This window comes from Streptomyces sp. NPDC096324 (assembly GCF_044763015.1).
GTDB lineage: Bacteria > Actinomycetota > Actinomycetes > Streptomycetales > Streptomycetaceae > Streptomyces.
Genome location: NZ_JBIWFK010000007.1, coordinates 524785 through 542119, shown reverse-complemented (window position 1 = coordinate 542119; position 17335 = coordinate 524785). Strand labels below are relative to the sequence as shown.

Genomic DNA, 17335 nt, shown 5'->3' with positions numbered 1-17335 from the left:
CGCAACACTCCGACACGCCGGAACAGCCGGGTGAGCGCCGCTCATTCCCCGGCAGCCTCCGCCAGCCCTCGCCAGCCCTCGGCTCCACCTCCCCACGCATCCCGTCGACACGTGGCCCTCGGCGCCCGTCGACGCCGATGAGCCGACGCACGCCTCGCACACGCGTCGCGTACGCCTCGCGCACGGGTGCCCGCTTGACTCCCCCGTGAATGACCTTGACTCCTCCATGACGCGAACTTGAGTTCGTCATGCATGAATTGATCATTCAACGTATCCCTGGCTTGAAACACTCCATGGGCAAGTGAGGGGAGTTGGGCGAGGGTCGGTGACGGGGGACCGGCGGCGGCCGCGACGGCGGCCGGCGCGACCAGACCCGACGACCCGCTCGTCCCCACCCCGTCACACCAGGAGTCCACCCATGGCCATCAACGCCCGCCGCAACAGACAACTGCTGGAGACCTCGGCCCCCTTGCTGCTCCCGGGCGAACAGGTCGAACTCACCAGCCTCGCCTCCGTCGGCACGGTCTCGGTACGCAAGCAGGCCCTCACCGCGATCGTGGTCGGCGTCCTCACCCTGGGCATGGTGATGGCGACGGTCCGGCCGCGTGCGGTCTACGTCGTCCTGACGAACCAGCGGATCCTGTTCTTCGACGGCAACCGGGGCGGCAAGCCGGGCGCGTTGCTGATGAACATCGCCCGCCCGTACGTCACCGCGACCTCGGCCAAGAAGGCGTTCCTCGGCCTGAAGACCGTCACCCACCTGAGCATCGAGGGCCAGGAGGGCACGCTCAAGGTCGATTTCCCGGTCCAGACCCGTGCCGACGGCCACGTGTTCGCCGGGGCCCTGCCCGTCACGCGCTGACGCACACCGGGGCCGCCACGGTCGGCGGCCCCACCTCGCACCACAGCAGCTTCCCGCTCGTACCGAAGAGATCGTCACCGAGCGGGTGCCCGCCCCAGGCGTCCGCGTAGTGGCATACGAGGAAGAGCCCGCGCCCGCCGTCCGCCTCGGCCGGCACGGGACCGAGGACGCCGTGCCGCTTGTCGAACGGGGGCGGGATACGCGGGTCGGCGTCCCAGACGCTGATCCGCAGCCGGCCCCCGTCGAGCGCCCGGAGCCGGAGCGTCGCGCGCCCGCCGGAGTGCCGGTAGGCGTTGGTGACGAGCTCCGAGGCCAACAACTCGGCGGCGTCGGTGATTTCCGTCATTCCATGTCCGGCGAGAACAGCCCTGAGGGTGACCCGGGCGACGCGGGGCGCGAGCGGATCATGCGGAAGCTGGAGGGCGTACGCCCAAGAGGGGGACGCATCGGACTTCTGCGGGGATACGGTGACCATGAACGCCTCCTGCGGTGGGGGTATCCGGGTTCGCTCCACTGATCCGGCCGGGCGGTGGCATGTCGCGCGAGCACGCGGGGCGCGGTGCGCTTCCGGCTTACGGGCGGGGGGAGTTGAGCGACTTGGACTCCATGACCGTAGAGCGTTTCATGGACTACATTCCATGAGTTGCGGGGAATGTAGCCCCTAATACCTTCGTGTGGGTGACCCACGCGCCATACGTACGAACGGGAAGTCGCCGCTCATGCCGCAGTCGAGCCCACTACCCACCGCGCGACGCCGACGACTGGGTGTCGAGCTGCGGAGACTGCGCGAGCGCGCGGACCTGTCCGCCACCCAAGCCGCCGTACTGCTGGGCGCCACGCAGTCGCGCGTGAGCAACATCGAGGCCGGTCGCTACGGCGTCAGCGCGGACCGGGTGCGCACCATGGCCCGCCACTACGACTGCACGGACGAGCCACTGATCGACGCGCTCGCGGCGATGACCGGCGAGCGTCGGCGGGGCTGGTGGGAGGAGTACCGCGAGATCCTGTCACCGCGCATGCTGGACCTCACCGAGGTCGAGCACCACGCCATGGCGCTCCGGGTCACACAGGTCATCAACATCCCCGGCCTGCTGCAGACCACGGACCATGCCCGCGCCCTGTTCGGCCACACCGTCCCCGCCCTGAAACCCCACGAGATCGAGCACCGCGTCTCGCACCGCGTCAAACGCCAGGGACTGCTGCACCGCCAACAGCCGCCGCCATACACCGCGGTGATCCACGAAGCAGCCCTGCGCATGCGCTTCGGCGACCGCGTGACGGTCAAGACTCAGCTCCATCATCTCAACGAGATGAGCGAACTGGACCACGTCACGATCGTCGTCGTCCCCTTTGCCGGAGGCCCCTTCCATACGTCCGGCCAGGGCATCGACTACTTCCACGGCCCGGTCAGTCAGCTCGACACGGTCCAGCTCGACACCGACCACGGAGCCGAACTCATCGACGCTCCAGCCCAATTGGAACGTCAACACCTCGCCCTGGACCGCATGCGACAAGTCGCTCTCTCTCAGACCGAGTCCCGCGACTTCATCGCCCATCTCGCCAAGGACGCCTGAAGGAGCCCCGATGTCCGAACTGACCTGGCAGAAGTCCACCCACAGCCAGGAGGCGTCCTCCTGCGTCTATCTCGCCACAACCGCCACCGGCAAGATCCTCCTACGCGAGAGCGACGCCCCGGAAACCGTTCTCGCCACCGGGCCGCGCCAACTCGCCGCCCTGATATCCGCTCTGCGCCCGGTCCGGCGTTAGCGTCGCGGCCGCTGTCAGAGGGGGTCTGTAGGGTCGGCGCACCTGATCGATCGAGGAGCGTGCGCATGAGATCTCCGGCCGAGCTGGACGACGTCCGGTGGTCCGACCTGACCCACGCCTACGGCCCCGCCGAGGACGTACCGGAGCTGATCAGGGCGCTCTACGGGGACGACGAGGAAGCCGCCGACGAGGCGGTCTACGAGCTCTACGGCAACATCCACCACCAGGGCACGATCTACCAGGCCTCGGCCCCCGCCGTCCCCTTCCTCGCGCACGCCGCCCTGCACGCACCGCGCAAGCGCGAGGACTTGCTGATGCTGCTGGCCGTCCTCGCCGACCACGGCCCCGACTTCGTCGAGTCCCCGCACTGGCCCCGCAGTGACGTCGCCGCCATCTGCGCGGAGCTGTGCGCGGTGCTCCCGGAGCTACTGCCGTGCCTGGCGGATCCCGAGCGCGGGGTGCGCCGGGCGGCGCTCCGGACGGTCGCGGCCGTGGCCGACGTACTGCCGGACAAGCAGCGGGCCCTGGCGGTGGAGCAGGTCGAGGCGCTCTACGCCGACGATCCCGTCCCCGCCGTACGGGCGGACGCGCTGATCGTCCTGAACCGGTTCGGCCGGGCCCTGGAGCCGCTGGACAGCCCGTTGCCCGAGGTCAGACTGGCCGCGGCCCAGTCGGTGGCGGAACGGTCGGGACCGCCGTACGCACCGGAGCTCGTGGAGATCTTCGCCGAGGACGGCGCCGAACCGGACCCCGGGGACGACGACTTCCCCTGGTCGGACACCACCACCCCGGATCAGCGGCTCACCGAGCTGCTCACCCAGGATCCGGACGTGGGCCTCACCGTGGCCGCCCGCTGGATCGGGGCCGGGGACTTCGGCTCACGGGGTTCCTGGCTGGCGGAAGGGATCGCCGCGAGCTGGCGCGACAAGGAGCGCGAGGTCCTGAGCCTGTCGGCGGCCGCCCTCCCCCACGCGAGGGACACCGCCGCCCTCCGCACCCGCTTCCGCGTGATCGGCCACTGGATCGACCTCCTGCCCGACCCGGACGCCGGCCTGCGGGACGCGCTCCACCGGCACGCCGTCGCCGAGGACGAGAGCGCCGAACCGGCGCTCCTCGCCCTGACGCACTCCCGCGACCCGCGCGCCGTGGACCTCGTGATCGAGCGCCCCACCGCCCGGCTGCTCGAAGCGGCGGCCCGGCGCTTCCCGGAGGCGGCCCACCGGCTGATACCGGTGATACGCCGAGAGCTGGCCGCGGGCGCCACCGGGAACGACGGCATCGCCCTGGTCCGGGCCCTGGACGCGTTCGGCGCCGAGGCCCGCGCGGCCCGGCCCGAGCTGATCGACTGCCTGAGGACCCGCCGCGCGGCCATCGTCGCCGCGCGCCGGCTCGGCGCCGACGCGGTGAACACGCCGGAGATCACCGACCTGCTGCACGAAGCCACGCGGAGCTCGGACGCCTCGCTGAGGGCCTCGGCCGCAGTGGCCCACCACCGCCTGACCGGCGACCCCGACACGGCACTTCGCACCTACGAGGAGCTGCTCTCCTCCAGAAGCCAGGCCCACTGGTACCTGAGCGGTCTGGAGCCGATGGGCGGCGCGGCCGCTCCCCTGCTCCCCCGTATCGAGCCGCTGCTGGAGTCCGGCCACGACTGGACGCGCAAGGCGGCCGCCGAGGCCCACCACTGGATCACCGGTTCCCCGGACCGCGCCGTCCCCGTCCTCGCCGACCTGGCCGGCACCACCCCGGTGGGCCTCAGCGCCCTCAAGGCCCTCGTCACGACGGGCTGTTGCCCGGAGGAACTCCACCCGTCCCTCCAGTCCTACGCGTCCTCCCCGAAGCGCCTGCTCACCGACACCCCCTTCTCGGGCCAGGGCCACCCGGACGAAGAACTCCGCACCACGTCCCGACTGCTGCTCGCGATCGGCTGACAGGACGAATGCGGCGCTCCCGGGCTAGGAACCGATCCGGTCGCGGCACGAGTACGTATCCAGCTGCGCGTCCCTCGGCTTGAAGCGGCTCTCCCAGTTCGGATCGGCGGCCGGGATCGAGGGAAGTTCGTTCTTGAAATCCCGGCTCCAGTCCTCCGAGTTCACGTACTCCTTCAATGCCTTCTTGATGTCCGCACAGGCTCCGCGATGCTTTTTGGGCAGCCCGACGCCGTAGTACTGGGCGTCCCCGATCGTCAGATGCGGAACGACTTCGAGGTCCTTGTGGAGCTGTGTGAAGCCGTAAAGGATCAACTGGTCCGAGGAGACGGCGTCCACCGCGCCCGACAGCAGATCGGCGACGCACTTCGATGCGTCGGAGTCCTGGACGGGTACCAGCCCCGTCGTCCTCTGGTCGATGGTCGGGGACGAGGTCGTACCGGTCCAGGTGCAGACCCGCTTGCCCTTGAGATCGCTCATGCCCCGGACCCGCGGGCCCTTCTTGCGTACGAGGAACCCCTGATAGGTGACCGCGTACGGCCCGGCGAAGTCATGGGCGGGAAGCCCGTTCGAACCCGTGAGCCGGGGATTGTTGATCGAGTAGGTGGCTACGACGAGGTCGATGTGATGCTTTCCGTCGAGGTCGGTCTGCCGGTCCTCCGACGGCACGTTCCTGAACTCGGGCGGCTTGTGGAGGGCGTCCGCGGCCAGTCGTGCGATCTTGATGTCGAACCCCGACCGCACCGCGTACGAACCGTTCTGGAATCCCGTACCTGGCTGGTCGCCCTTCACTCCGATCCGGACTTCCTCGCCACCGGGCCATGCGTCCGATCCGCAAGCGGTGGTGGCGGGAGCGAGCAACGCACAGGACATGAGAGCGGTCCAGGACCGTATTCGCCTCACGGCAGCCACCATTCATCGTCGTGCAGGACGGCGGGCTCGAAGGCGAGGTCCATCAAGCACCCTTCGCCGGCGTGGATCACGACGGTCAGTTCAACGTCCTTGCGGGCCCCATGCAGATTGATGTCCCCGGTCTGCCCGCTCATCAGCGTGACCGCCTCCGACTTCTGCGCCATGCCGTCAACGCCGGCCGCCACCTCGGCCTGCGCCGACGCGACACACGTGCCCGTGGGGTAGTGGTCCGGCAGCGTGACGCGCACCCTCACGTGCGAGCGGGTGGGAGTCGCGTCGATGTCCGCGGTGGCCTGGTCCTTGTCGGCCAAGGGTTTCTGGCGCCGCACCGTGACCGGGACGGTCAGGTCCCCGTGGTCGGCCAGCGCCTTGTAGCAGCCGGCCGCGATCGTCGCGCTCAGGACAGCGCCGACGACCAGCACGAGAGACGCGGCGAACCTCTTCTTGCCCCATTCGCAGGCGAACCAGAGACAGAGCGCGGCAGTGATCGCGCACAGGACGACCAGCACGCCGTAGAGAACGTGCTGTGCACCGGATGCTTCAGGCGCCATCACCAGCTCGGTGGCCGCGCCGGCGGCCACCACGATCAGAGCGACCACCTGAACCCAGGAGGCCCCGACGAACGTGATGAACTGGTTTCCGCCCCCCGTGTGAGTGGGGCTGTTGTCACCGCTGTGGACGGACTGCCGTCGAGGTGCGCGAGTCGCGTTTCCGTCCGCCATCAGTGATAGGTGATGTGCTGGTCGCCGGGACCGGTGTGGGTGGGGCTCTTGTCACCGCTGAAGACGATCGACGACGAGTGGGTCGGCGTACTCAGCTCGGCGGCGATCGCCGCCCGGTCCTCCGGCGACAGCCGCGCCAACGCGGCGGCCAATCGCTGCTCGCGGTCAGCCTCCCCTTCGCTCTCCAGCGCTTGCGTCAATTCCGAGTCATCGGCACGCCCCCGCCGGGACAGCACACCCTTGACCCGTGCACCGATCTGCGACCAGGGAACCTGGCTGATCAACCCCGCCAGTGCGTTCACTCCGGCCGTGACAGCGACGGCTTCCAGATCCTCGCTCATCCTCAAATCCCCCCGCATCAAATCCCGTTGGGGCGACCGTAGAACCAGCAGGACGATCTCCATGAAATTTCGGGAGATTTACCACTGCGCCAGGCTCATCGTGGTAACGACCATCCCGGCTGCCGTCGAGACACCGGCCGGGCCTGCGCGATGGCCCGGCTGAGGGTGTCGGGGCCGTCGTCCGCCACACACGACCTCCCCTCGTCCACAACCTTCTACCCCGGCACTGAGGGGGAGGACTTAGTTCGCGTGGAACCTCTTCGGCGCCTCCGTCGGGTTCCCGCCCGAGGGGAGCTTCTGGCCCGGGCATCCGCCCAGCACCTTCTTCATGGCCGCCTTCTCGGCGCCGGTGACCCAGAGCCCGTACTTCTTCTTCACCGCCACCTGCGCGGCGACATACGTGCAGCGGTACGCCTTGTTCGGCGGGAGCCAGGTCGCGGTGTCGCCGTCACCCTTGCTGCGGTTGGCGCTCGCGCCGACGGCACGCAGGTTGAGCGGGTCGTTGGCCAGCGCTATCCGCTTGCTCGCGTCCCAGTACTTGGCGCCCTTCTGCCAGGCGTCCGAGAGCGCGACGAGGTGGTCGATGTCGACCAGGCTGCGTCCGCGGACGAACGTGACCTCCTTGCCGCCGTACGGATCGGGGTCGAGCACCCCGTGGGACACCCGGCACGCGCCGTCGCTGAACTTCACGTCCTTCAGGTCCCGCTTGAGGATGTCGTCACGGGTGTCGCACCGGTTCGCGTCGGTGTCTGCCCAGGCCGTACCGAACCGCTCCCTGCTGTACCCGGTCTTGGGCGCGCGCCCCTTGACGGCCAGCGAGTCCACGGCGGTGAGCGCGGCCCCACCGCCGCCCGCGGCCGTCTCCTGCGGCCCCTCCGAGCCCAGCGCGTCCTTCTTGCAGCCACTGACCCCGGCACCCATGACGAGCACCACCAACGCGGCAGCCGCCGCCCCACCCCTCACACGCAGCACGACGCCCCTCCCCTTCGCCTCCCCGGACCCGTCCCCGATCGGACGTGATTCCCGTCTGCCCAAGGTAATGGCCGCCATGCTCCCGCCATACCGGGCATCAATGGGCAAGAGGCGCACGCCGGGCGTATCGTCGATCGTGAGTCACCCCGGAAGGAGCTCTGGATGGGCATCTTCGACAAGTTCAAGAGCAACCGGGCGGCACAGGACAAAGCATCGGACATGTCCGACGCCGCCGAGAAGCAGGTCAACAAGAAGACCGGCGACAAATACACGGACAAGGTCGACGACGCGCAGCAGAAGGCCGAAGGCGCGATGGGCATGGACCGCAACCGCGACAGGCCCCCACAGTCATAGCCGGAGCGATCCGAGCAATCCCCTCCAATCCGAGCCCCACCGCGGCATCCCCGCCGGGTGGGGTCGGGGTCGTTGACGACCCGAGCCGGGGTCGGGGTCGCCGCTTCTCCCCGCCCCGATCACGTGGACCCCCGCCACGCCGGACCTCGTCGCGCGCGTCAGACCTTCCCGATCTCCAGCGCGCCTCAGACCTTCCCGATCCCCAGCGTCGACTCCGACGGCAGCAGTCCCGAGCCCAGCACCGCGACCCAGAACTCGCCGAGCAGATCGGAGAGGCGGGAGACGGACTCCGGGCCGAGCGCCTGCCAGGGGGCGGCGGCGAGCCGATCGGTGTGACGCTCGACCCGGCGGCGCAGCTCGCGGCCGGCCTCCGTGGCGATGCCGTCCTTGCCGACCAGACCCCGGACGGTCAGCCGGTCCCGGGCGGCGGCCCACTCCTCGGGGCTCCAGCCACGACTCTCGAAGCGCTCCACGGAGGCCGCGCCTATCGCCGCGAAGGAGACCAGCGATTCGGCCGGGTCCAGGTCCTCGACGAGCAGGGCCGCGAGATGACCGTCGCCGCGGTGTTCGCGCAGGATCGTCGCCGCGTGCCAGAGCTGGAGATGCGGGGCCTCGGGCCAGGGCACCTCGGCGTTGGCCGCGGCGAGCTGACGGCCCGCGGTGTCCGCGGCCTCGGCGGCCCGGCGGGCCAGCGCGGCGGCCTCGGCCAGCTCGGGGCTGTCCACGCGATCGCCGAGGATCGCGCGGTACGCCCGGTCGACCGCGCGCTCGCGCGCCGCGAGCACCTGCTCCGGACTCGCCGTCCGCCACGCGGACTTGATGTACTCGTCCACCATGCGGGGGCTGAAACTGTAGAAGGCGGAGGCCACCCGCCGGCCGCTGACCGCCCCCAACGGCGCCGCACGGTAGGGGAAGTAGCCGGGCCAGCGCTCCTCGGTCCCGTAACCGAGCGCCGCCGCCTCCTCGAAGGCCTCCGGCGCGTAGTACAGCACGGCGTGCAGGGGCTCCAGCAGATGCCAGAGCTGACGCACCCGCCCGAGGTCGACACCCGCGGCGTCCGCACGTACGACCCCGTGACCACCGGCCATGCCCGCCCCACCGGCCTCGCCCGCTCCGCCGGTCGCCCTCGTCCCGCTCACGTTCCCGGACATGACTCCACCCCTCGTCACGTATCGACACGCTCACAACTTGACACTGCCAAGATTGCATCCGCCGACCGAACTTGTCAACGACTAGATTCGGCGTACGCTGCTGTCATGGATCCCGCGAAGACCAGTGGCTCAGCTCGCCCCTACCACCACGGGGACCTGCGCCGCGCCATCCTCGGTGCCGCTCTCGACGTCATCGCCGCCGAAGGGCCCTCCGCGGTGAGCCTGCGCGACCTGGCCCGCCGCGCGGGCGTCTCGCACGCGGCACCGGCTCACCACTTCAAGGACCGCGTCGGCCTCCTCACGGCCATCGCGGCGGAGGGCTTCGGGCTCCTGGCGACCGCGCTCGACGACGCCGAGGACCTGCGGGACGCGGGCGTGCGCTACGTACGCTTCGCGCGGGAGCATCCCGCCCACTTCCAGGTCATGTTCGCCCCGGAGCTGCTCCGCGCGAACGACCTGGAGCTCGCGACGGCCCGGACACTCGCCGGCGCGCGGCTGCGGGCCGCCGTGTCCGCGATCCCCTCGGAGGGCCGCGGCCCCGACGCCCGCCTCGCCGGCATCGCGGCCTGGTCCCTCGCTCACGGCTTCGCCACACTCCTGATCAGCCACAACCTGGACGGCCAGGTGGGCGGACAGGACGCGGACGAGGTCTTCCACGCCCTGACGGGCATGCTGTTCCGCTCCCCGCAGCCCTGATCGCCCGCGGGCGCGCCGCCCCCGGCGCGACCACCGGCTCCAGGGGCTCCGGCAGCCGCTTGCCTCGACCCCGGCGCCCGCTCCCCTCGCCCCGACCCCGGCGGCTACGACCCCCGCCGCTACGACCCCAGGATCGAAGCCAGGAACTCCCCGGTCCAGCCGAGCAGTTCCCGGCCCACCAGCGGCCTTCCGCCGACCTTCGCGGTCTTCGGGCGCGGGACGAGGACCTGGTGGGCCGTCGGCTTGATGACGGTTCCCGGGTACAGACGCTGAAGGCGAAGCTCCTGGGACTCCCTCAACTCCACCGGCGCGAAGCGGATGTTGTTGCCCTGAAGGACGATCTCGCCGACCCCGCAGGCGCGCGCGAGCATCCGCAGGCCCGCCACCAGGAGCAGGTTCTCGACCGGCTCCGGGAGCTTGCCGTAGCGGTCGACCAGTTCCTCGCGTACGGCCTTGACGTCCTCCTCCGTGTTCGCGGAGGCGATGGACCGGTACGCCTGGAGGCGCAGCCGCTCGCCCGGCGCGTACTCGTGCGGGACGTGCGCGTCGACCGGAAGCTCGATCTTGACCTCCAGCGGCGGCTCCTCCTCCACGCCGCCCTCCAGCGAGGCGCGGTAGTCCGCGACCGCCTCGCCCACCATGCGGACATACAGGTCGAAGCCGACACCGGCGATGTGACCCGACTGCTCCCCGCCGAGCAGATTGCCCGCTCCGCGGATCTCCAGGTCCTTCATCGCCACATACATGCCCGCGCCCATCTCCGTGTGCTGGGCGATCGTCGCGAGCCGCTCGTGGGCGGTCTCCGTCAGCGGCTTCTCCGGCGGGTACAGGAAGTAGGCGTAGCCGCGTTCCCGGCCGCGGCCGACCCGGCCGCGGAGCTGGTGGAGCTGCGACAGGCCGAAGTTGTCGCCGCGCTCCACGATCAGCGTGTTCGCGTTCGAGATGTCGATGCCCGACTCGACGATCGTCGTCGAGACCAGCACGTCGAACTTCTTCTCCCAGAAGTCGACGACCACCTGCTCCAGCGCCTGCTCCGACATCTGGCCGTGGGCCGTGGCGATCCGCGCCTCCGGGACGATCTCGCGGAGCCGGGCGGCCGCCCGGTCGATGGACTCGACCCGGTTGTGGATGTAGAAGACCTGGCCCTCGCGCAGCAGCTCACGGCGGATCGCCGCGCCGATCTGCTTCTCCTCGTACGGGCCGACGAAGGTCAGCACCGGGTGCCGCTCCTCCGGCGGGGTGGTGATCGTGGACATCTCCCGGATGCCCGTCACCGCCATTTCGAGCGTACGGGGGATGGGGGTGGCCGACATCGTCAGGACGTCGACGTTGGCGCGCAGCTTCTTGAGCTGCTCCTTGTGCTCGACGCCGAAGCGCTGCTCCTCATCGACGATGACCAGGCCCAGGTCCTTGAACTTCGTCTCCGAGGAGAACAGGCGGTGGGTGCCGATGACGAGGTCCACCGAGCCCTCGCGCAGGCCCTCCAGGACCGCCTTGGCCTCGGTCTCCGTCTGGAAGCGGGACAGCGCGCGGACGTTCACAGGGAACTGCGAGTAGCGCTCGGAGAACGTGCCGAAGTGCTGCTGCACGAGCAGGGTCGTGGGCACCAGGACCGCGACCTGCTTGCCGTCCTGCACCGCCTTGAACGCGGCGCGGACCGCGATCTCCGTCTTGCCGTAGCCGACGTCGCCGCAGATCAGACGGTCCATCGGGACCGTCTTCTCCATGTCCTCCTTGACCTCGGCGATCGTCGTGAGCTGGTCGGGGGTCTCCGCGTACGGGAACGCGTCCTCCAGCTCGCGCTGCCAGGGCGTGTCGGCGCCGAAGGCGTGGCCGGGGGCCGCCATGCGCGCCGAGTACAGCTTGATCAGGTCGGCGGCGATCTCCTTGACCGCCTTCTTGGCGCGCGCCTTGGTCTTGGTCCAGTCGGCGCCGCCGAGGCGGTGCAGGGTCGGGGCCTCGCCACCGACGTACTTGGTGATCTGTTCGAGCTGGTCGGTGGGGATGTAGAGCCGGTCGCCGGGCTGGCCGCGCTTGGCGGGGGCGTACTCGACGACCAGGTACTCGCGGGTCGCGGACTGGACGGTGCGCTGCACCATCTCGATGTAGCGGCCGACACCGTGCTGTTCGTGGACGATGTAGTCGCCGGTCTCCAGGGTCAGCGGGTCGATCGTCTTGCGGCGGCGGGCCGGCATCCGGGCGCCGTCCTTGCCGGCCGCCTTCTGGCCGGAGAGGTCGGTCTCGGTCAGGACGGCGAGGCGCAGCGCCGGGTCGACGAAACCGTAGTCGATGGAGCCGCACGCCACGTGCACGACGGAAGGGCCGATGTCGGTGAGGTCGGTGTCCAGCCGGGCGGCGATGCCCTCGCCGCCGAGCACCTCGACGGTGCGGGCGGCCGGGCCGTGGGCCTCGGTGACGTAGACCGTGTGCCAGCCGTCGGCCAGCCAGCCCTTGGTGTCGGCGAGCGCCCGGGCGGTGTCACCGCGGTAGGTCTCGGGGGCGTGCATGCCCAGTTTGAGGGTGTCCCCCACCCCGCCGGCGAAGGCGTCCGTGAGTTCTCCGTCGGCGGCGAACGGCGACACCGACCACCACATCATGTCCAGCTCGCGGGCCCGGTCCCGTACGTCCGCGATGGACCACAGGGAGGCCGCGCCGACGTCGATGGGTGCCTCGCCGCCGCCGGCCGTGGCCGCCCAGGACGCCTGGAGGAACTCCTGCGAGGTCGCGACGAGGTCCGAGGCCCGGGTCCGTACCCGCTCCGGGTCGCACACGATCGTCATCGCGCCCTCGGGCAGGACGTCGAGGAGCAGTTCCATGTCGTCGACGAGGACCGGGGCGAGCGATTCCATGCCCTCCACGGCGATGCCCTCGGCGATCTTGCCGAGGAGTTCGCCGAGCTCCGGGTGGGCCTCGGCGAGGGCCTCGGCCCGCGCCCGGACGTCCTCCGTGAGCAGCAGTTCGCGGCAGGGCGCGGCCCACAGGCCGTGTTCGGCGACCTCCAGCGAACGCTGGTCCGCGATCTTGAAGTAGCGGATCTCCTCGACGTCGTCGCCCCAGAACTCCACGCGCAGTGGGTGCTCCTCGGTGGGCGGGAAGACGTCCAGGATGCCGCCGCGGACGGCGAACTCGCCGCGCTTCTCGACGAGTTCGACACGGGAGTACGCGGCTGCCGCGAGCGCCTCGACGGTCTCGCCGAGGTCGGCGCTCACGCCGGTGCGCAGGATCACGGGCTCCAGGTCGCCCAGGCCCTTGACCTGGGGCTGGAGGACCGAGCGGATGGGAGCGACGACGACGGACACCGGGCCGGTCTCGGGGTCGTCGGGGCGCGGGTGGGTGAGGCGCCGCAGGACGGCGAGGCGCCGGCCGACGGTGTCGGAGCGGGGCGAGAGCCGCTCGTGGGGCAGCGTCTCCCACGAGGGGTACTCCGCGACGCCGTCCGGCGGGAGCAGGGTGCGCAGGGCGGCGGCCAGGTCCTCGGCCTCGCGGCCCGTGGCCGTGACCGCGAGGACCGTACGGCCGGTCTCGCGGGCGAGCGCGGCGACGGCGAACGGGCGGGCCGCCGGTGGGCCGACCAGGTCGACATGCATCCGGTTGCCGTCGGCGGCGGCCTTCGCCGCCTCCGTGAGGGCGGCGTCCTTGACGACGGCGTCGAGCAGACCGTGCAGGCTCATGAAGGGCTTCCATCCCGGGGAGTGGGCAACGCGAGACGCCCGACACGTGGGACGGGCCGGGGGCATCCAGCCTACGACTCCGGGCCCGCCCGCGCGTGACCGTCCACCGAGGGCCGGTCCCGCTCCGGGGCGACCGGCCCGGCACCCGGCCCGCCCCGGCCGGGCCGCATCCCGAACGCGCCGCGGGCCCGGTCCGAGGAGAGTGTCTCCTCGGACCGGGCCCGCCGGGGCCACCGCGACCCCCGTACGCGGTGACCCCTTCGACCGCCCGCCGAACCGCCCGGACCGGTTCCTGGCCTCCGAAGGGCCGGGACCGCTCCTAGTCGGTGGCGATCGCGTTCAGTACGTTCATCCGGCCCGCCCGGAACGCCGGGATCAGGGCGGCGAACAGGCCCACGAAGGCCGATCCGACGAAGACCCCGATGATGGTCGGCCAGGGGATCTCCAGGACGTTCAGCCCCTCCAGGGCGAGGAGCTTCTGGGCCGTCGCGCCCCAGCCCATGCCCAGGCCGAGGCCGAGCAGCGCGCCGAAGAGGGCGATGACCACCGACTCCATCCGGATCATGCGGCGGAGCTGGCGGCGCGAGAGGCCGATGGCCCGCATCAGACCGATCTCCCTGGTGCGCTCGACCACGGACAGGGCGAGGGTGTTCACCACACCCAGGACCGCGACGATGATCGCGAGGGCCAGCAGGCCGTAGATGAGGTTCAGGAGCTGGCCGATCTGGTCCTTCATGGCCTGCTTGTAGTCGGTCTGGTCGCGGACCTGGTACTGCGGGTAGTCGTGCAGGGAGGACTTCAGGGCCTTGTACGCGCTGTCCTGCTGTCCGTCCTTGGCCGAGGCGAAGACCAGCTCGTCCAGCGGCATCTTGTCGGCCGGCACGTACTTGGCGAGCGTGGCGATGGAGATGTACTTCGAGCCCTTGTCGATGACGGCGTCGCTGCTGGTGATGGCGCGGACCGTCAGGTTCGCGGTGGCGCCGTCCTTGAAGGCGACCTTGATCTTCGACCCGAGGTGGATGCCGTGGTCCTTGGCGAACTTGTCGTGCACGGACATCGAGTCGGGCAGGTAGGCGTCCTTCAGGTCACCGGCGACGGTTTTGGTCCGCAGGTCGGTGGCGTACGAAGGGTCGGCCGCCGTGATGTCGGTGTTCTTGAGCGTCTTGCCGTCGGGGGTGGTGTAGTCGCCCTCGGTGACCCGGTACTCGGTGACCCGGGACAGCCCCGCCGTCTTCTTCACGGCCTGCACGGCCTGCGGGGTGATCGGCTGACCACCGTCGTTCTGGATGATGAAGTCGGTGCCGACGGTCTTGTCGAGCTCGTCGGTCGCGGAGGCGACCATGGAGGAGCCGACCACCGACAGGCAGGCGACCAGCGCGAGGCCGATCATGAGCGCGGCGCCGGTGGCGCCGGTGCGGCGCGGGTTGCGCAGGGCGTTGCGCTCGGCCAGGCGTCCCACCGGGCCGAACGCCCGCAGCAGGACCGCGCCCAGGACGCGCACCACACCGCTCGCGAGCAGCGGGCCGATGACGACGAACCCGAGCAGGCTGAGCACCACGCCGAGGCCGAGCCACATCGAGCCCTCGCTCGCCTTGGTGGCGTCGGCGGCGAGGTAGAGGCCGAGGCCGCCGGCGCCGGTGAGGAGCAGGCCGAGCGCGGCCCGTACGACTCCGGCCTTCGCGTCGGCCGGGGCACCGGCGTCGCGCAGGGCGGCCATCGGGGAGACCTTGCCGGCCCGGCGGGCGGGCAGATAGGCCGCCAGGACCGTGACGACGATGCCGAGCACCATGCCGATCACCGGGGTCGTCCACGCCACCGTCAGGTCGTCGGTGGACAGGTTCATGCCGGTCATGCCCATGAGCTTCATCAGGCCGACGGCGATGCCGATGCCCGCGCCGACACCGAGGACGGAGCCGACCGTGCCGAGGAGCAGGGCCTCGACCAGGACCGAGCGGTTGACCTGCTTGCGGCTGGAGCCGATGGCCCGCATCAGACCGATCTCGCGGGTGCGCTGGGCGACCAGCATCGAGAAGGTGTTGATGATCAGGAAGATGCCGACCAGGAAGGCGATCCCGGCGAAGCCGAGCATCGCGTACTTCATGACGTCCAGGAAGCCGCTCACGTCCTGGCTGTTGGCGTCGGCGGTCTCCTTGGCGGTCTGCACCTTGAAGTGGCCGCCGGTCGCGGCCTTCACGTCCTGCTTGAGCCGGGCGTCGCTGACTCCGGCGGCGGCGGTGACGTTCACGTTGGTGTAGACGCCGGTCCGGCCGACGAGCGTCTTCTGGGCGGTCGGCGTGTCCAGGTAGAAGATCGCCGCGCCGGGGTTGGTGACGGTGAAGTGCGCGATGCCGGAGATCTTCGCGGTGTGCGTGCCGACCGCGCTGATCACTCCGATCTCGTCACCGAGCTTCAGGTGGTGCTTGTCGGCGGTGTCCTCGTCGACCATCACCTGGCCGGATCCCTTCGGCGCCGCACCGGAGGTGATCTTCATGGTGCGCGCTTCGTTGGCGTTCCAGCTGCCGACGATGGTGGGCGCGCCGCTGGAGGGCGACAGGTTGTCCTTGTCGGCGTCGACGACGGTCACGGCGCTGGAGAAGACCGCGCCCTCGGCCGACTTCACGCCCGGCGCCGACCGCACCTGGCCGAGCACCGAGGCGGGCATGACCGGCGGCTTGCCGTTGCCGGACGTCGTCTCACCGGTGTCCGAGGCGCTCTTCGCGCTCACGGTCACATCGGACGAGGTGGCCGCGAACAGCTTGTCGAACGTCGTGTTCATCGTGTCGCTGAACACGAGCGTCCCGCAGACGAAGGCCACCGACAGCAGGACGGCGACGGCCGACAGGGCCATGCGTCCCTTGTGCGCGAAGAAGTTGCGCATCGAGGTCTTGAGGACGGTCATGACGTCCGCCCGCGGGAGTCGAAGTCCTTCATGCGGTCCAGGACCTGATCGGCCGTCGGCTGGTGCATCTCGTCGACGATCCTGCCGTCCGCGAGATACAGCACCCGGTCCGCGTACGAGGCCGCCACCGGGTCGTGCGTGACCATCACGATGGTCTGGCCGAGGTCGTCGACCGAACGCCGCAGGAAGCCCAGCACCTCGGCGCCGGCCCGGGAGTCCAGGTTTCCGGTCGGCTCGTCGCCGAAGATGATCTCGGGGCGGGCCGCCAGCGCCCGCGCCACGGCGACGCGCTGCTGCTGGCCGCCGGAGAGCTGGGTCGGACGGTGCTTGAGCCGGTCCGCGAGGCCGACGGTCTCCACGACCTGGTTCAGCCAGGCCCGGTCGGGCTTGCGGCCCGCGATGTCCATCGGGAGCGTGATGTTCTCCAGGGCGTTCAGCGTCGGCAGCAGGTTGAACGCCTGGAAGATGAAGCCGATCCGGTCCCGGCGAAGCTGCGTCAGCTTCTTGTCCTTGAGCCCGGTGATCTCGGTCTCGTCGAGGAAGATCTGGCCGGAGGTGACGGTGTCGAGCCCGGCGAGGCAGTGCATGAGGGTGGACTTGCCGGACCCCGACGGGCCCATGATCGCGGTGAACCGGCCCCGCGCGATGTCCACGTCGACCTGGTCGAGGGCCACGACGCGGGTCTCCCCGGACCCGTACGCCTTGACGACCTGTCGCGCCCGCGCGGCGACGGCCGTACGCCCTCCAGTGCTCTCGTGCCTGGGAATGCTTACAGCCGATGTCACGGTATGTCTCCTAAGTCGGCCGGCAGGGGGACCTGCCGGGCTGCGAAAGTCTGTGAGCGGGTGCGACGGGCCACGGAGGTCCACGCCGTTCGGACGCGGTGCGCCGGCCACGTCCGTAAGTCTGCTGCCGCCGGGGGGTCGTACGCGCTGGTGCACGGCCCCGTCTTCTGCTGGGGAAAACCCCACCCCCGGAGGTGCGGTCCGTACGACCGGAGCGCGACCCCGACGACGTAAAACCAGGTTAAGAACGGCTTCGGCCCGTCTCCTCCTCCGAC

At 70.5% G+C, this 17335-nt stretch carries 15 protein-coding genes; 6 read left to right on the top strand and 9 right to left on the bottom strand.

Annotation, left to right across the window (positions count from 1 at the left end; genetic code table 11):
- The first annotated feature begins 418 nt into the window (after window positions 1–418).
- Window positions 419–862 (top strand): hypothetical protein, encoded by a 444-nt coding sequence (locus ACIQ7M_RS22280; protein ID WP_403646880.1) that lies wholly within the window; start codon window positions 419–421, stop codon window positions 860–862.
- Here the strand turns inward: ACIQ7M_RS22280 and ACIQ7M_RS22275 are convergent.
- Entirely contained in the window at window positions 852–1337 is a 486-nt protein-coding gene (locus tag ACIQ7M_RS22275; RefSeq protein ID WP_403646877.1) for an ATP-binding protein, read from the bottom strand. The two genes, ACIQ7M_RS22280 and ACIQ7M_RS22275, sit on opposite strands and share 11 nt — an antisense overlap.
- A gap of 244 nt (window positions 1338–1581) precedes the next feature.
- Here ACIQ7M_RS22275 and ACIQ7M_RS22270 point away from each other — a divergent pair, with 244 nt between their 5' ends.
- From ACIQ7M_RS22270 to ACIQ7M_RS22260, 3 genes are all read left to right on the top strand, one after another.
- The gene (locus ACIQ7M_RS22270) at window positions 1582–2436 is read left to right on the top strand and encodes a helix-turn-helix domain-containing protein (protein WP_403646874.1); all 855 of its coding nucleotides are present in this window, start codon (window positions 1582–1584) and stop codon (window positions 2434–2436) included.
- A 10-nt stretch (window positions 2437–2446) separates the two neighbouring features.
- The gene (locus ACIQ7M_RS22265) at window positions 2447–2629 is read left to right on the top strand and encodes a DUF397 domain-containing protein (RefSeq protein WP_403646871.1); all 183 of its coding nucleotides are present in this window, start codon (window positions 2447–2449) and stop codon (window positions 2627–2629) included.
- Between the two features lie 65 nt (window positions 2630–2694).
- Window positions 2695–4560 carry a hypothetical protein gene (locus tag ACIQ7M_RS22260; RefSeq protein WP_403646868.1) on the top strand — a complete coding sequence of 622 codons (1866 nt, stop codon included), beginning with the start codon at window positions 2695–2697 and terminating at the stop codon, window positions 4558–4560.
- Window positions 4561–4584: 24 nt separating this feature from the next.
- On the opposite strand, the gene ACIQ7M_RS22255 is transcribed toward ACIQ7M_RS22260, so the two are convergent.
- From ACIQ7M_RS22255 to ACIQ7M_RS22240, 4 genes are all read right to left on the bottom strand, one after another.
- A complete protein-coding gene (locus tag ACIQ7M_RS22255; RefSeq protein ID WP_403646865.1) occupies window positions 4585–5430 on the bottom strand; it encodes a transporter substrate-binding domain-containing protein in 846 nt (281 codons plus the stop codon).
- 26 nt (window positions 5431–5456) lie between these two features.
- Window positions 5457–6068 carry a hypothetical protein gene (locus tag ACIQ7M_RS22250; protein ID WP_403646862.1) on the bottom strand — a complete coding sequence of 204 codons (612 nt, stop codon included), beginning with the start codon at window positions 6066–6068 and terminating at the stop codon, window positions 5457–5459.
- A gap of 122 nt (window positions 6069–6190) precedes the next feature.
- Window positions 6191–6532, bottom strand: coding sequence for a hypothetical protein (locus ACIQ7M_RS22245; RefSeq protein WP_403646859.1), 342 nt, complete (start codon window positions 6530–6532; stop codon window positions 6191–6193).
- 240 nt (window positions 6533–6772) lie between these two features.
- A complete protein-coding gene (locus tag ACIQ7M_RS22240) occupies window positions 6773–7504 on the bottom strand; it encodes an HNH endonuclease family protein (RefSeq protein WP_403646857.1) in 732 nt (243 codons plus the stop codon).
- A 162-nt stretch (window positions 7505–7666) separates the two neighbouring features.
- Between ACIQ7M_RS22240 and ACIQ7M_RS22235 the strand changes: the two genes are divergently transcribed.
- Entirely contained in the window at window positions 7667–7858 is a 192-nt protein-coding gene (locus tag ACIQ7M_RS22235) for an antitoxin (protein ID WP_355771551.1), read from the top strand.
- A gap of 185 nt (window positions 7859–8043) precedes the next feature.
- Here the strand turns inward: ACIQ7M_RS22235 and ACIQ7M_RS22230 are convergent, their stop codons facing one another.
- Window positions 8044–8946: a hypothetical protein gene (locus tag ACIQ7M_RS22230; protein ID WP_403646990.1), complete on the bottom strand. Its 903-nt coding sequence runs from the start codon at window positions 8944–8946 to the stop codon at window positions 8044–8046.
- A gap of 168 nt (window positions 8947–9114) precedes the next feature.
- On the opposite strand from ACIQ7M_RS22230, the gene ACIQ7M_RS22225 reads away from it, so the two are divergent.
- Entirely contained in the window at window positions 9115–9705 is a 591-nt protein-coding gene (locus ACIQ7M_RS22225) for a TetR/AcrR family transcriptional regulator (RefSeq protein WP_355771545.1), read from the top strand.
- Window positions 9706–9824: 119 nt separating this feature from the next.
- On the opposite strand, the gene mfd is transcribed toward ACIQ7M_RS22225, so the two are convergent.
- The 3 genes from mfd to ACIQ7M_RS22210 form a co-directional block, all read right to left on the bottom strand.
- Window positions 9825–13376 (bottom strand): transcription-repair coupling factor, encoded by a 3552-nt coding sequence (gene mfd, locus ACIQ7M_RS22220; protein WP_403646852.1) that lies wholly within the window; start codon window positions 13374–13376, stop codon window positions 9825–9827.
- A gap of 319 nt (window positions 13377–13695) precedes the next feature.
- Window positions 13696–16275, bottom strand: coding sequence for an ABC transporter permease (locus ACIQ7M_RS22215; protein WP_403646849.1), 2580 nt, complete (start codon window positions 16273–16275; stop codon window positions 13696–13698).
- Window positions 16272–17060 (bottom strand): ABC transporter ATP-binding protein, encoded by a 789-nt coding sequence (locus tag ACIQ7M_RS22210; protein ID WP_355771601.1) that lies wholly within the window; start codon window positions 17058–17060, stop codon window positions 16272–16274. Before ACIQ7M_RS22210 ends, ACIQ7M_RS22215 begins: the two co-directional genes overlap by 4 nt.
- Window positions 17061–17335 lie beyond the last annotated feature (275 nt).